Source organism: Curvibacter soli (assembly GCF_029211125.1).
Classification (GTDB): domain Bacteria; phylum Pseudomonadota; class Gammaproteobacteria; order Burkholderiales; family Burkholderiaceae_C; genus Curvibacter_A; species Curvibacter_A soli.
Genome location: NZ_JARGEN010000043.1, coordinates 75,114 through 88,718, shown reverse-complemented (window position 1 = coordinate 88,718; position 13,605 = coordinate 75,114). Strand labels below are relative to the sequence as shown.

Sequence of the window (13,605 nt, the reverse complement as noted above, 5' to 3'; positions counted from 1 at the left end):
TCTTTTTCGTGGATGCTGGCGGCGGGCATGCTGCCACACGGAGCCGTTCGCGCACACACATCGCACATGCGGCGCACCTGCGGGCGGGGGCCATGCACGAATCATGCGCGTGCCGCGCACCAGAGCGGCGCGGCGCGGCGCGGAAAACAGATTTGTCCAATTGGTCCAACTGGCATGGACGTTGCATGCCAGCACCTGCCACCGCCGCCGCGCGCGGGGGCACGCCCCAAGGAGCCGCCATGCCCGCATTGAATGTTCCCGTCATCGACCTGCAGCCCTACTTCGCGGGCACGCCCGAAGGCAAGGCCGCCGTCGCCCGCGCGGTGGGCGACGCCTGCCGCGACATCGGCTTCCTGGTCATCACCAGCCACCAGATTCCCGCCGTCCTGGTCGAGCGCGTGGCGAAGGCATCGCAGCAGTTCTTCGCCCTGCCGCTGGCCGAGAAGCGCAAGGTGGACCGCCCGCGCATCGACGCCGTGCGCGGCTTTTCCGCCGTGGGCGAGGAAGGGCTGTCGTACAGCCTGGAGGCAGTGGCGCCGCCCGACCTGAAGGAGTCGTTCTCCATCGGCCCGTCGAACGTGCCCGACGACGAATACCACCGCGGCGAGGCCGCCGGCCCGCACTTCGAGCCCAACTCCTGGCCCGAGGGCATCCCGGATTTCCGTGCGGCGTACACCGAATACTTCGACGCCATGAGCGGCCTGGCGCGCTCCCTGATGCGCATCTTCGCGCTCGCGCTCGCCCTGCCCGAGAAGTTTTTCGACGACAAGATCGACGAGCACATCAGCATGTTGCGCGTGCTGAGCTACCCGCCGCAGCGCGAGGCGCCGCTGCCGGGCCAGATGCGCGCGGGCGCGCACAGCGACTACGGCAGCCTGACCATCGTGCTGCCCGACGGCCCGGGCCTGCAGGTGTTCAACAAGGCGGGCCAGTGGGTGGACGTGCCCATGGTGCCCGGCAGCTTCGTGGTGAACATCGCCGACCTGATGATGCAGTGGACCAACGACACCTGGGTCTCCACGCTGCACCGGGTGGCCAACCCGCCCCTTGACGACGCGGCCCGCAACACGCGCCGCCAGTCGCTGGTGTTCTTCCACCAGCCCAACTACGACGCGATGGTCGAATGCCTGCCGAGCTGCCTGGCGCCCGGCGAGAAACCCCGGTACGCGCCGATCAGCTCGGGCGACCACCTGAAATCCAAGTTCGTCAAGCAGACCACGCTCGGCGGCACGGCCACCGCCTGAAAGGAGCGCGGCGCACCCATGGCAACCCTTTCCTACGTCAACGTCTTCGCCAAGGACATCGTCGCGCTCAGCGGCTTCTACCAGGGGGTGTTCGGCTTTCCCGAGATCGAGGCCATCCGCTCGCCGATCTTCCGCGGGCTCGACACGGGCAAAAGCTGCATCGGCTTCAATGCCCACGAGGCCTACGACCTGCTGCACCTGAGCGCATTCGCCGACACGCGCGGCATCAAGTTCCTGCTCAACATCGACGTGGACAGCCGCGCCGACGTGGACCGCATGGTGCCCGTGGCCGTGGCCGCCGGCGCCACGCTGGTCAAGCCGCCCTACGACACCTACTACCACTGGTACCAGGCCGTGCTGTTCGACCCCGAAGGCAATGTGCTGCGCATCAACTTCATGATGCCCGGCGATGAAGCATGACCCCCACGCTCCCCACTGCGTGTGGTTCGCTGCCCCCCGTGGGGGCCGCGTTTCATCTTGGGGCGGCCCGGCGATGAAGCATGACCCCCACGCTCCCCTTCTCCTTCACTCTCCACCCGAGGTAACCGCGATGCAAGCATTCCACTCACTGCCCCGCCGCAAGGCCGTCGTGGCATCCGCCGCCGGCCTGGCCCTGCTGGGCGCGGCCGTCTTCCACGCGCCCGCGCATGCCGCCGACGACGGCTTCACGCTCAAGGGCCCGCCCAAGATCGCGATGATCTACTTCGGCCCCAAGAACGACGGCGGCTGGACCCAGGCGTTCGACGAAGCGCGCGTGAAGGTCGAAAAAGCCCTCGGCCAGAAAATCCAGTTCGTAGAAGGCGTGCCCGAGGACGCATCCGCCATCAAGCCCGCGGCGGAGAAGTTCATCCAGCGCGGCGCCAACATCGTGATCGGCACCGCCTTCGGCTATTCCGACGCGTTCAAGGAGCTGGCCGACAAATACCCCGACGTGGCCTTCCTCAACGGCTCGGGCACCACCAACGGCAAGAACCTCGAATCGTTCTATGGCCGCACCTATGAAAGCCAGTACCTGTGCGGCATGGCCGCGGGCGCGGCGAGCAAGACGGGCAAGCTCGGCTTCGTGGCGGCCAACCCGTTCGGCGTGGTCAACTGGACCATCAACGCCTACGCGCTCGGCGCGCAGAAGATGAACCCCGCCGCCACCGTGACGGTGATCTACACCGGCTCGTGGAACGACCCGGTGAAGGAGCGCGCCGCCGCCGCCGCGCTGATCGACCAGGGCGCCGACGTGATCGGCCAGCACGTCGATTCGCCCACGCCGCAGATCGTGGCGCAGGAGCGCGGCAAGCTCGGCACCGGCCACCACCGCGACCTGAGCCAGTTCGCGCCCAAGGCCACCATCTGCTCGTCGGTGTGGGTGTGGGACCGCTTCCTGGTGCCCGAGCTGAAGAAGATCATGGCCGGCCACTGGAAGCCCCAGCCCTACGGCGCCTTCATCGAGATGCAGGACGGCGGCACCGACATCTCCAAGCTCGGCGCGCAGATCCCCAAGGACAAGCAGGCCGCCATCCTGGCCGAGCGCGACGCGATCATGAAGGGCAAGCCGGTCTACGCCGGCCCGCTGGCCGACCGCGACGGCAAGGAGCGCGTGGCCGCGGGCGCCGTGCTGAGCGACGCCGACCTCTGGAAGATGGACTGGTTCGTCAAGGGCGTGGTGACGCAGAAGTGATGCGCAAGCCGGTCGTTTTCGGACGCAAACCCCCGGCACGCTGAAAACCAGCCGCCGCCCAGAAAATGGGCGGTGGCGGGTTTTTGTATCTTTCAAACCGATCAATTCAAGACTGTTTCATCCATGTCTGACGCGCTGGCGCTGCACGGCATCGACAAGAGCTTCGACGGCTTCCGGGCCCTAGACGGCGCGCACTTCGCAGCGCGCTGGGGCGAGGTGCACGCGCTGCTGGGCGAGAACGGCGCGGGCAAGTCCTCGCTGATGAACATCGCCGCCGGCCTGTACGCGCCCGAGGCCGGCACGCTGCTGGTGGACGACAACCCCGTGCGCCTGGCCGGCCCGCGCGACGCCGCGCGCCACCGCATCGGCATGGTGCACCAGCACTTCAAGCTCGTGGCCCCGTTCACGGTGGCCGAGAACATCCTGCTCGGCCTGCCGCCGCCCGGCGAGTTCGACGCCGCGCAGGGCTACGGCGCCCGCCTGGCCGCGGTGCGCGCCGCCGTCGCCGCGCAGGCGCAGGCGCTGGGCTTCGCCATCGACCCCGGCCAGCGCATCGAGCGGCTGTCGGTGGCCGAGCAGCAGCGCGTGGAAATCCTCAAGGTGCTGCTGGCCGGCGCGCGCATCCTCATCCTAGACGAGCCCACCGCCGTGCTGACGGATGCCGAGGCCGCGCGCCTGCTGCACACGGTGCGCGCGCTGGCGCGGCAGGGCGCGGCGGTGGTGCTGGTGACGCACAAGATGGCCGACGTGCAGGCGTTCGCCGACCGCGTGACCGTGATGCGCGCCGGGCGCACCGTCGCCACGCTGGAGCCGCGCGCGGCCAGCGAAGCCGAGCTGGTGCGCCTGACCGTGGGCGACACCGCGCAGGCCGAGGCGCCGCGCGCCGCCACGCCCGCCGGTGCCGCCGCCAGTGCCGCCGCCAGTGCCGCCGCCAGTGCCGCCAGTGCCGCCGCCAGTGCCGCCAGTGCCGCCGTGTGCCCCGTGCGCCTGGCCGTGCGCGGCCTGCGCAGCGCGGGCGCGGGCCAGCCCGCGCTGGACGGTGCCACGCTGGAGGTGCGCGCCGGCGAGATCTACGGCCTGGCCGGCGTGGGCGGCAACGGCCAGGGCGAGCTGGCGCAGGCCATCATGGGCCTGCTGCCGCTGGCCGAGGGCGCGCTGGAGCTGGAGGGCTTCGGCGACCTGCGCGCGGCCAGCCCCGAGCAGCGGCGCGCGCTGGGCATTGCCGCCATTCCCGCCGACCGCTACGGGCTGGCGCTGGCGGGCGACCTGTCGGTGGCCGAGAACTTCGGCATCGGCCAGGTACACGACAGCCGCTACGGCAGCGCCGCGTGGCTCGACCGCCGCCGCATGGAAGCCGCCGCGCAAGAGGCCGTCAAGGCCTTCGACGTGCTGGGGGTGCGCTCCATCCGCCAGAAAGCGGCGCTGCTGTCGGGCGGCAACGCGCAGAAGCTGGTGATCGCACGCGAATTCAGCCGCCTGGGCGGCCAGCCGCGGCTGGTGCTGGCCCACAGCCCGAGCCGCGGGCTGGACGTGCGCGCCAGCGCCCAGGTGCATGCGCGCCTGCGCGCCGCGCGCGCCGCGGGCGCCGCCGTGCTGCTGATCAGCGAAGACCTCGACGAAGTGCTGGCGCTGGCCGACCGCGTGGGCGTGATCGTGCGCGGGCGCATCGTGGCCGAGTTCGCCGCGCCCGCGCGCCGGCAAGACGTTGGCCAGGCGATGGTGGCGACACACTGACCCCTCTGGCACATGGCATCCGCCCCCATTCCCCCCGCTCCCGAAACCGCCACGCCGCGCCCGCGCCGCGTGCCGCTGCTCGCGCGCCGCTACGCGCTGGAGGTGCGCCAGCAGCTCGCCTGGCCGTGGCAGGCGCTGATCCTCGCGCTGGCGGTGCTGGCGGGGGCGCTGGTCAGCGGCGCCATTCTGGTGGCCGCCGGCGTGTCGCCCGAGGACCTGCTCGACGAGTTCATCGTGCAGACCTTCTTCGACGCGCAGAACCTGCGCGCCGTGCTGTTCCAGGCCGCGCCCATGGTGATGGTGGGGCTGGCCGCGGCGCTGGCCTTCCGCGCCCGGTTCTGGAACCTGGGGCTGGAGGGGCAGATGATCTTCGGCGCCATCGGCGCCACCTTCGTTTCCATCCACGCCATCGGGCCGCAGGCCGCGCGCCTGTGGCTCATGGCGGGCGCCGCGCTGCTCTGCGGCCTGCTGTGGGTGGTGCTGCCCGCCGTGCTGAAGATGCGCCTGGCGATCAACGAGATCATCTCCAGCCTGATGCTCAACTACGTGGCGGCCAACTTCCTGCTGCACCTGGTGTACGGCGCGTGGAAGGACCCCAGGGATTCCTTCCCCTACTCGCCCAAGTTCGCGCCGTTCGAGCGGCTGCCCGACATCGCGGACGGCTTCAGCAGCGCCATCGTGCTGGCACTGCTGGTGGCGGTGGCCGCATGGTGGTTCGTGGACAAGAGCCGCGCGGGCCTGTACCTGCGCTTCGTGCACGCCAGCGCGCGCGTGGCCGACGCGGTGGGCGTGCCGGTGAAGAAGCTGGTGTGGGCGTCGGTGCTGGCCTCGGGCGCGCTCGCGGGGCTGGCGGGCTTCATGGTGGCTGCCGGGCAGGAAGGGCGGCTCACGCAGGCGTTCTACGCGGGCTACGGCTTCTCGGGCATCCTGATCGCCTTTTTGGCGCGCAACAACCCGCTGGCCGCCAGCGTGGTCGCCATCCTGGTGGCCACGCTGTTCGTGGCCGGGCGCAGCCTGCAGGTGTTCTACCAGATACCGTTCTCGATGGTGCAGCTCATACAGGCCATCCTGGTGGTGTGCGTCGCCTCGTCGGACTTCTTCATCCGCCACCGCATCCGCCGCGTGGCCGCGTACTGAGCCATGGACCTGATCGCCCACTGGATCGGCAACATCCCCGACTTCGCCGTGCCCTTCGCGCTGGCGGCGCTGGGCCTCATCGTCAGCGAGCGCGCGGGCGTGCTCTCGCTGGGCGCCGAGGGGCTGATGCTGGTGGGCGCGCTGGCGGGCATCGGCGCCATGCTGGCGGTGCATGAACCGGGCGTCGCCCTCGTCGCCGCGATGCTGGCCGCCGCCGCCGTGTCGGTGCTGTTCGCCGTGATGGTGGTGTGGCTGCGCGTGAACCAGGTCATCGCCGGGCTGGCGCTGGTGTTCTTCTGCCAGGGCCTGACGGGCCTGCTGGGCACCGTGCTGGGCTGGACCAACCAGCCCGTGATGGGCCCCGCGGCGCTGCCCCTGGGCCCGCTGGCCGCGCTGCCCGTGGTGGGCGGGCTGTTCAACCAGAGCCTGGCGGCCTACCTTGCGCCGTTCATCTTCGCGGGCGTGGCCTGGTGGCTCAACCATGCGGGCGGCGGCCTGCGCCTGCGCGCCGTGGGCGAGAACCCGCAGGCGGCGGACGCGGCGGGCGTGCCGGTGCTGCGCACGCGCTTCCTGGCCATCCTGGCGGGCTCGGCGCTGGTGGGGCTGGCGGGCGGGTACATCGCCGTCATCAGCACCAAGCTGTGGATCGCCGGCATGACCGGCGGGCGCGGCTGGATCGCCGTGGGGCTGGTGATCTTCGCGCGCTGGTCGCCGTGGCGCGCGTTCGCGGGCGCGGTGCTGTTCGGCGGCATCGAGGCGCTGATACCGCAACTGGCCGCCGCCGGCATCAGCCTGCCGCAGTACTTCGTGCTGATGACGCCCTACGCCGTGACCCTGGCCGTCATGGTGTGGGTGGCGCTGGCGCGGCGCGGGCGCGACGAAACGCCCGGCGCCTTGGGCGAACCCTATCTGCGCGAGGAAAGGCGCTGAACCATGCAAGCCTATGTGTACGAACAGCCGCGCGAACTGAGCGAAACCGAGTTCGCCGACTACCTGAACCCCGCCACCACGGCGGTCGTCTCCATCGACATGCACCGCGGCCACCTCGACGACAGCCCCGACTGCCCCTGCCCCGCGCCGCGCGCCCGCGACTTGGTGGCGCCGCTGGACGCCTTTCACGACCGCGTGCGCGCCCTGGGCGTACGCCTGATCCACGTGCGCAGCACCCTGCGCGCGAACGGCGAGGACGACATCCGCGGCATACCCGCCGCGTGGCGCCGCACCTTCCCGCTGCACGTGGGGCCCATCCCCAACGCCGACGCCCACGCCATCGAGGGCAGCCGCTGGACCGAGTGGCGCACCCGCGTGGAGCCCGGCGACATGCGCGTGGACACCAAGCGGCGCCTGTCGGCCTTCTACCCGAGCGACCTGGACTTCCTGCTGCGCAACCAGCGCATCGAAACCGTGGTGCTGGACGGCGGCTTTACCGACTGCTGCGTGCTCAGCACCGCGTTCGACGCCAACAACCACAACTACCGCGTGATCGTGCTGCGCGACCTGGTGCGGGGAACGGATGACAAGCTGGAGGCAGCGGCGCTTTCCATGGTGTCGCTGCACCTGGGGCTGGTGATGGAGTCAGGGGAATTGCTGCGGGTGTGGGGGCAGCGCCCGCACTGAGGCGGCCCGCAGGCCGGGGACGATCAGCCCTGCCGCCGCCGCGCGCGGGCCATTCCGAAGATCGCCAGAAGGGCCGAAAGCCCCACCAGCCCCCCTGCGGAAACCGTGGGCACCGGGGTGGCGGCGGCGACGGGGGCCGCGACGAACGTCATTTTTACCTGGCCCGCTGCGCCGGCGCTGCCGTCCGTGAAAAAATTGCCGCCGCCGCCGCCACCACCAGGCGCCAGGCCGGGCATAGTGACATTGCCGCCTAATCCTTCACCCGCACCGCCCAAAGTACCCACCCCGTTGCCTCCAGCAGTAACCGCGGTGGCAGAGCCACCGCCGCCGCCGCCGTTCGTGAGCACGCCAAACGCCCCATTGCCGCCGAGCCACTTCACCGCGCCGGCAGCCGTGCAAGCGGTGGCATCCCCACCCGCGCCGCCCGCACCGCCCGTTATTCCCCCACTCCCGGCATTGGCCACCATGCCGACAACGCCTGCTCCCGTGACGGATGACGGCATGCCCACAGCTCCGGAGGCCAGCACTAAGCCCCCAGGCGCGCCGAACCCGACGGCAACGGTCAACGGCGTGCCTGGGGCGACGGCAAACGTCGCCTTGCAGTACGACCCCCCGCCCCCGCCGCCGCCGCCGAAAAGCGTCACGTTATCACCCCCACCCCCACCCCCGCCGCCGCCCCACGCCTCGATGGTGACGGAGCCGGCGCCCGCGGGCACGGTGCAGACGCCGGCGGGGTTCACGCCATTGATGCAATCGGCGGCGAATGCGGAAACGGAAAGCAGGGCACTTGCCGCGATGCAGGCCGTGCGCTTGGGAAAGACGGGCATGGGGGCGCTTTCTGAAAGACTTTTGAGGGTTTTGAGGGGGCCGATGGGCTCGATGGATGTTACCGTATGTCACGCGGCCTGAATGGCATCATAAGCGTCGCGCACGAACGAAGGTGAATTTGGCCACGCCATGAGCGCTCTATACTGCGTAGCAAAATGTCACGAAGGGCCATGTGCGTGTTTGCGCTGGCTCCCGTGCCCGCAAACCCGGTCGAGGCCCAGTCATGGCGGTTCGCACGCCCGCAGAAAGCACTTCATGCTCCGTACCTTCCTGAGTCGGTTCGCCGGTGTGGCCATGGCATTCACCCTGTGCGCCCACGCTGCGGCGCAGACGGTGGTGCCCGTCGGAGCAACGTTCGACGTTCCTGCGGGCGCCGTGTGGGACAACGGTTGCACGCCACTGGACATGCAAGGCACGCTCAACCTCAACGGCGGCACCATGTCCGTGGATGGCGCGGTCACTTTCGCCGCCACGGGCAGCATGCCAAGCCTTGGCGGTACGCTCTCGGTGGGCAGCGACCTGGTCTTGAACGGGCCATTGGATGCGGGCAACAACACCATCGTGATGCGCGACGGCTGCGATCCAGGCAATACCAGCCAGATCACCGGCACCCTGGTCGTGCAGAACCTCACGCTGCAAAGCACGACCGGCCGTACGTTCGTCTTGCCGGCGGGGGTCAACATCACGGTACTGGGCACCCTTACCATCCAGGGCACCCCGGGACAAAACGTGCAACTGCAATCCGCCAGCGGCACGGCGGTCATCCAACTCGGCCCCGGCGCCACGGTGGTGCGCAATTTTGCATCCGTGCCCCCCACGGTGCAGATCGGCGCCGCAAGTGCTTCCTTGACCGCCATACCGACTCTCGGACAGTACGGCCTGGCGCTGCTGTCGATGCTCATCGGTGCCATCGCTTTCTGGCAAAAGCGTGCAAGCGGGGGACATCGTGGACGCCATCGCTCGGTCTGACGCCACGGCCCACGCCACCGCCATCTCTACCCATCCCCGTTGCTCCAGCGAGAAACCGACCATGTCTATGAACCCGAACTCCCGCCCCTGGATCGTTCCCGTCCTTTCCTCTGTGCTGGCGCTGCACGGAGCCGGTGTACTGGCCGCCGACATTTCTGTTACGCCACCCAGCGGGGGTGGATTTGTCGTCAAGAACCAGGGCGGGCAGGAGCGCTTGCGCGTGCAGGACAGCGGCGCGGTCTACGTGCCGGGCCTGCCATCCACGGCGGGCAGCGTCAACCTGGCGTGCTACGACGGCAGCACGGGGCAGTTGACGGCATGCGCGGCCGGAGTGGGTACCGGCGCCACGGGTCCGGCGGGTCCGGCCGGCCCGGCGGGGCCCGCCGGTGCCACGGGCGCACAGGGGCCGCAGGGCGTCGCGGGGCCGGCCGGCCCCACAGGCCCGGTAGGCCCGGCGGGCCCGACCGGCGCCACGGGGCCCGCCGGTGCCCCGGGCGCAGACGGGGCTCCAGGGGCTGCGGGCCCAACCGGCGCCATGGGTCCGGCGGGCCCAACTGGCGCCATCGGCCCGGCGGGCCCGGTCGGCGCCATAGGCCCGGCGGGTCCGGCCGGCGCCATGGGCCCGGCGGGCCCGACCGGCGCGGCGGGGCCCGCTGGAGCCCCGGGCGCAGACGGGGCTCCAGGAGCCACGGGCCCGGCGGGGCCTACCGGTGCCCCGGGCGCACAGGGACCGCAGGGCGTCGCGGGGCCGCCGGGAGCTACGGGGCCCAGCGGAACGGCAGCGCTGTTCGGCACCGCCACGAGCAATGCGCTGGCGGGCCAGGGCGAGGGATGCACCATGGGGGCCGTGTGGCTCACGGCGGGTTACAGGGCCGGAGGCACCCCGGCGGCAGGGCAGACTCTGTCCATTTCCGCCTATTCATCGCTGTTCTCCATACTCGGCACTGCGTATGGAGGAGATGGAATGACGACCTTCGCACTGCCAGACCTGCGGAGTGCGGCGCCCAATGGGTTGACCTACGTGATTTGCACCGTAGGCACTTACCCTGTGCTCGACTAGGGCGCGCGCAAGCCCCTGCACAAACCGTGGGCACCGGGGCCGTAACCATACTACCAGGGAGTATGCCTTGCCAGCGCCCTGTTTTTGTGCGCTGGCAGCATGGTACCTAGGGGGTATGCGAACCCCGCCGGCTTTCCACCAGCTTCACCAGCGCCCACAGCGCCCGGTTCACCGGCACGGGCACGGCCAGCGCGGCCCCGCGCCGCACCACGTAGCCGTTGAGATGGTCGATCTCGCTGGGCTTGCCGCGCGCCACGTCCTGCGCGGTGGACGAATACTGGCCCGGCATGGATTGCGCGATGCCGCGCACGGCGGCCTCCACGTCGCCGGGGATCTGCACGCCGTCGGCCTTCGCCACGGCCAGGCATTCGGCCACCACGTCGCGCATCGCATCGGCCACGCCCGCGCCTTGCACCAGCACGCCGTAGGGCAGTTGCGCGATGGCCGAGATCGCGTTGTAGGCGCAGTTGACGACCAGCTTGGCCCACAGCGCGCCGCGCACGTTGTCCGATATTTCAGTGGGGATGCCGGCGGCGGCGAACTGCCGCGCCGCCTCGGCGCTGCGGGGCGAGGACGCGATGACCAGCTCGCCGCGGCCATGGTGCTTCACGTGGCCGGGGCCGGGCATGGAGGTGGCCACGTAGACCACGGCGGCGGCCACTTCGTGCGCGGGGCCGAGCACGGCGCGCACGCGCTCGTCGTTGTCCACGCCGTTTTGCAGTGTGAGCACCAGCGCGCCGGGCGCCAGGTGCGGCAGGATCTGCGCGGCGGCGGCTTCGGTGTCGGTGGACTTGACGCACAGCAGCACCACGTCCGCGCCCTGCACGGCGCTGGCCTCGGTGCTGGCTTGCAGCGGTATGTGGCCGTCGAAGCCCCGCGCCTCCAGGCGCAGGCCGTGCTGCTCGATGGCCTGCACGTGCGCGGGCCGCCCGATCAGTACCACGCCGTGCCCGGCACGGGCCAGCAGGCCGCCGAAGTAGCCGCCGACGGAGCCCGCGCCCATGACGGCGATCTTGAGGCGCTGGCTTTGCGCGGGGGTGGTCGCGCCAGAAGGTTCTGTTGGCATGCGCGGTGTCCTTTCGTACCCGGTGCTTGCGCGGCAAGCGGGGGTGCCCATCACATCAGAGCCGGGCGGCAAGCGTGGCGTGCCGCATCGCCGGCCCGGGGTCATGGGGCCGGCGGTGGTGTCGCCCTACTTGGAGAGTTCGCGCGAGGTCGCGGCGTCTAGGCGGCCCGTCTGTTCCAGGCCACGGTCTTTCTGGAAATTGCGTAGCGCGGCTGCGGTGCGCGGGCCCATGGCGCCATCGGGCGTACCGGTCTTGTAGCCCAGTTGGTTGAGCTTGCTTTGCGCGCTCTGGAGCGACATGACCGTGCCGGCGGCACCCGCTGCGGAGGTTTGCGACGGGGCTGCGCCACCGTCCACGCCAAGCCGGCCGCCGCCGCCCAGCCCCTGGCCCTGCACGCTTTGCGCTTTGTAGCTGCGCAGCGCGCGCACCATTTGGTTGAAGGCATCCATGAAGGCGGCCGAGATGACCTTGCCTTCGGCCGTGTTGCTGTAGCCGCCCAAGGCGCCGCCGGCGGAGCTGCCGAACAGGCTTCCCATTGCGCCGAAGTCGGTCTTGGAGGCGCTGCCCTCCGAAGCCGCCACCTGCACGCCCGAGCGGTTGTCGACCAGGGTGAGCAAGGCGCTGGCTTCCTTGGTATTCATGCTGCCGCCCAAGGCACCCAGCACCCCGCCCGCACGGCCGCCAATCAGCCCGCCGATGGCGGCGCTGCCGCCCCCCGCATTGTTGTTCTGGAAAATGATTTCTGGCGACAGGCCATAGTCGGATGCAACCATCTGGCCCGCGCCAAAATTGCTGCCTTGGCGCATTTCGCCCGACTGCATGAGCGCACGCTCGCGGCCCATGGCGTTCATGCCGGCTGCGCCACGCTCCACCACAACGAAGCAGTTGGACTGCTGTACCAGCAACCGCAGAAGGTTGGCCGTGGGCGGCAGTTTGTATTCGTTGCGCAGGATGGTGTACCAGCCGGCTTGCTGGTTTTCCACCAGCGAAACCGTACCCAAGGGAGCACTGCAGCGCTCCAGTTGCCCGCTGGCATTGTCGGTGGCGGCACCCGCCGCGCTGCCGGTGGCCACGGTTTTGGCGTCGGCGCTGCCCATCTTCATGTCAGTGGTTACGCAACCGGCCAGTGCCGACAAAGTAGCCACGAGGCCGCAGGCGGCCCAAGTCCTTTTGTTACGCATTCAAATGCATCCTCTGGGTTGTAAAGCCGCACATCATATGATGCGCCGGCGCCGTATTTTCTTGCACCATCGGCCACGCAGCCATTGCAGTGTTTTCCATTCCGTTTGGAACTCAAGCTGCGGGTGCGCACCAATGCCGGGCAGTTCCTGCGGCTGGCCGCACTGGACCTCGTGGAGTGCGTCGCCCTGGCTGGAGCCCGGCCCTCATCGTGATGATCTCGGGCCTGAGCCGGGTCAGGACGGGATGGCCGGACGCGCACGCCACACCAGCAAAAAGCTCCCGTGCATTGCCGCCATCCGGTGGCCGCGCGGCCTCGTCTGCGGCCGGCGTGTCGCGCGACTGCATGGGCATGCGGTAGAGCCACACGGGCCGCCCGTCCGCCGCGCGCACGCAGGCGGCGGGCTGCCATTCGGCCGCCTCGAACTCCAGGCTGGCGAGCCAGGCGCCGGGGCGCATCTGGGCCTGGGCCTTGAGCGCCGCGCGCGCGATGCTTTCGGGCCGCTGGAACAGGTACACCAGCGCGTAGGGGCTCCAGTCGAGCCGCCAGATGTTGCCGCGCCAGACCCGCGCCCATGGGCAGCGCAGGCCGCACAGCAGGCGCAGCGGCCAGCTCCATTCCACCCCGTGCAGCCGCGCCGCCGGGTAGGCGCGGCGCAGGGCGCGCAGGCCATGGCCGAGGCCGCAGCCGGCGTCGAGCACGGCGGCGCCTTCGCGCAGCGGGGCATGCGCGGGCAGGCGGTGCAGCGCATGCAGGGGCGTGGGGAACAGCGGCGCGTCGCGCCAGGCGTTGAGCGGGTACACCAGCAGCCCCAGCGCCAGCGGCAGCAGCCAGGCCCAGCCCGGCAGCGCCACCAGGCCCGACAAGGCCAGCGACAGCGGGAACCCCGCCGCGATGCACAGCCGCCGCCACCAGGTGGCACCCCAGGCGCTGGCCGCGACACCCGCCAGGCAGGCCAGCACCAGCGCCACATCGTCGCGCAGCCCCAGCGCGCGCAGGGCGATGAACAGCGCCCATGCGCCGCCCCAGCCCAGCAGCGCGGGCAAAGGCCAGGGCAGGCGCAGACGAGGCATGGCGCGGCGGCGCGGGCTCAGCGG

12 protein-coding genes and 1 pseudogene are annotated in these 13,605 nt (G+C 70.6%); 9 read left to right on the top strand and 4 right to left on the bottom strand.

The features are described from left to right. Positions 1–239: 239 nt before the first annotated feature. The 7 genes from PY257_RS10460 (at position 240) to PY257_RS10430 (ending at position 7,404) form a co-directional block, all read left to right on the top strand. Entirely contained in the window at positions 240–1,244 is a 1,005-nt protein-coding gene (locus PY257_RS10460; protein ID WP_275741475.1) for an isopenicillin N synthase family dioxygenase, read from the top strand. An 18-nt stretch (positions 1,245–1,262) separates the two neighbouring features. Further along, the gene (locus tag PY257_RS10455) at positions 1,263–1,664 is read left to right on the top strand and encodes a VOC family protein (protein WP_275741473.1); all 402 of its coding nucleotides are present in this window, start codon (positions 1,263–1,265) and stop codon (positions 1,662–1,664) included. Positions 1,665–1,794: 130 nt separating this feature from the next. After that, entirely contained in the window at positions 1,795–2,916 is a 1,122-nt protein-coding gene (locus PY257_RS10450) for a BMP family ABC transporter substrate-binding protein (protein WP_275741471.1), read from the top strand. 123 nt (positions 2,917–3,039) lie between these two features. Continuing rightward, positions 3,040–4,650 carry an ABC transporter ATP-binding protein gene (locus PY257_RS10445; RefSeq protein WP_275741469.1) on the top strand — a complete coding sequence of 537 codons (1,611 nt, stop codon included), beginning with the start codon at positions 3,040–3,042 and terminating at the stop codon, positions 4,648–4,650. A 12-nt stretch (positions 4,651–4,662) separates the two neighbouring features. After that, complete coding sequence (locus tag PY257_RS10440) at positions 4,663–5,787, top strand: ABC transporter permease (RefSeq protein WP_275741466.1); 1,125 nt, start codon at positions 4,663–4,665, stop codon at positions 5,785–5,787. Between the two features lie 3 nt (positions 5,788–5,790). After that, positions 5,791–6,717 carry an ABC transporter permease gene (locus tag PY257_RS10435; RefSeq protein WP_275741464.1) on the top strand — a complete coding sequence of 309 codons (927 nt, stop codon included), beginning with the start codon at positions 5,791–5,793 and terminating at the stop codon, positions 6,715–6,717. Between the two features lie 3 nt (positions 6,718–6,720). Then, a complete protein-coding gene (locus PY257_RS10430) occupies positions 6,721–7,404 on the top strand; it encodes a cysteine hydrolase family protein (protein ID WP_275741462.1) in 684 nt (227 codons plus the stop codon). Between the two features lie 23 nt (positions 7,405–7,427). On the opposite strand, the gene PY257_RS10425 is transcribed toward PY257_RS10430, so the two are convergent. Next, positions 7,428–8,231, bottom strand: coding sequence for an IPTL-CTERM sorting domain-containing protein (locus tag PY257_RS10425; protein ID WP_275741460.1), 804 nt, complete (start codon positions 8,229–8,231; stop codon positions 7,428–7,430). A 256-nt stretch (positions 8,232–8,487) separates the two neighbouring features. Here PY257_RS10425 and PY257_RS10420 point away from each other — a divergent pair, with 256 nt between their 5' ends. Both PY257_RS10420 and PY257_RS10415 read left to right on the top strand, forming a co-directional pair. After that, complete coding sequence (locus tag PY257_RS10420; protein ID WP_275741458.1) at positions 8,488–9,201, top strand: IPTL-CTERM sorting domain-containing protein; 714 nt, start codon at positions 8,488–8,490, stop codon at positions 9,199–9,201. 61 nt (positions 9,202–9,262) lie between these two features. Next, positions 9,263–10,261: a tail fiber protein gene (locus tag PY257_RS10415; protein WP_275741456.1), complete on the top strand. Its 999-nt coding sequence runs from the start codon at positions 9,263–9,265 to the stop codon at positions 10,259–10,261. Positions 10,262–10,367: 106 nt separating this feature from the next. On the opposite strand, the gene PY257_RS10410 is transcribed toward PY257_RS10415, so the two are convergent. From PY257_RS10410 to PY257_RS10400, 3 genes and pseudogenes are all read right to left on the bottom strand, one after another. After that, positions 10,368–11,327 carry a ketopantoate reductase family protein gene (locus tag PY257_RS10410; RefSeq protein ID WP_275741454.1) on the bottom strand — a complete coding sequence of 320 codons (960 nt, stop codon included), beginning with the start codon at positions 11,325–11,327 and terminating at the stop codon, positions 10,368–10,370. A 126-nt stretch (positions 11,328–11,453) separates the two neighbouring features. Then, positions 11,454–12,509: a peptidoglycan-binding domain-containing protein gene (locus tag PY257_RS10405; protein WP_275741452.1), complete on the bottom strand. Its 1,056-nt coding sequence runs from the start codon at positions 12,507–12,509 to the stop codon at positions 11,454–11,456. A gap of 343 nt (positions 12,510–12,852) precedes the next feature. Continuing rightward, positions 12,853–13,581: pseudogene (locus PY257_RS10400) on the bottom strand (class I SAM-dependent methyltransferase); the annotation flags it as partial. Positions 13,582–13,605 lie beyond the last annotated feature (24 nt).

Excerpts from the sequence above, each read along its gene's own strand:
- PY257_RS10460 (WP_275741475.1), top strand. The coding sequence starts at position 240 with ATGCCCGCATTGAATGTTCCCGTCATCGACCTGCAGCCCTACTTCGCG.
- PY257_RS10455 (WP_275741473.1), top strand. The coding sequence starts at position 1,263 with ATGGCAACCCTTTCCTACGTCAACGTCTTCGCCAAGGACATCGTCGCG.
- PY257_RS10450 (WP_275741471.1), top strand. The coding sequence starts at position 1,795 with ATGCAAGCATTCCACTCACTGCCCCGCCGCAAGGCCGTCGTGGCATCC.
- PY257_RS10445 (WP_275741469.1), top strand. The coding sequence starts at position 3,040 with ATGTCTGACGCGCTGGCGCTGCACGGCATCGACAAGAGCTTCGACGGC.
- PY257_RS10440 (WP_275741466.1), top strand. The coding sequence starts at position 4,663 with ATGGCATCCGCCCCCATTCCCCCCGCTCCCGAAACCGCCACGCCGCGC.
- PY257_RS10435 (WP_275741464.1), top strand. The coding sequence starts at position 5,791 with ATGGACCTGATCGCCCACTGGATCGGCAACATCCCCGACTTCGCCGTG.
- PY257_RS10430 (WP_275741462.1), top strand. The coding sequence starts at position 6,721 with ATGCAAGCCTATGTGTACGAACAGCCGCGCGAACTGAGCGAAACCGAG.
- PY257_RS10425 (WP_275741460.1), bottom strand. The coding sequence starts at position 8,231 with ATGCCCGTCTTTCCCAAGCGCACGGCCTGCATCGCGGCAAGTGCCCTG.
- PY257_RS10420 (WP_275741458.1), top strand. The coding sequence starts at position 8,488 with ATGCTCCGTACCTTCCTGAGTCGGTTCGCCGGTGTGGCCATGGCATTC.
- PY257_RS10415 (WP_275741456.1), top strand. The coding sequence starts at position 9,263 with ATGTCTATGAACCCGAACTCCCGCCCCTGGATCGTTCCCGTCCTTTCC.
- PY257_RS10410 (WP_275741454.1), bottom strand. The coding sequence starts at position 11,327 with ATGCCAACAGAACCTTCTGGCGCGACCACCCCCGCGCAAAGCCAGCGC.
- PY257_RS10405 (WP_275741452.1), bottom strand. The coding sequence starts at position 12,509 with ATGCGTAACAAAAGGACTTGGGCCGCCTGCGGCCTCGTGGCTACTTTG.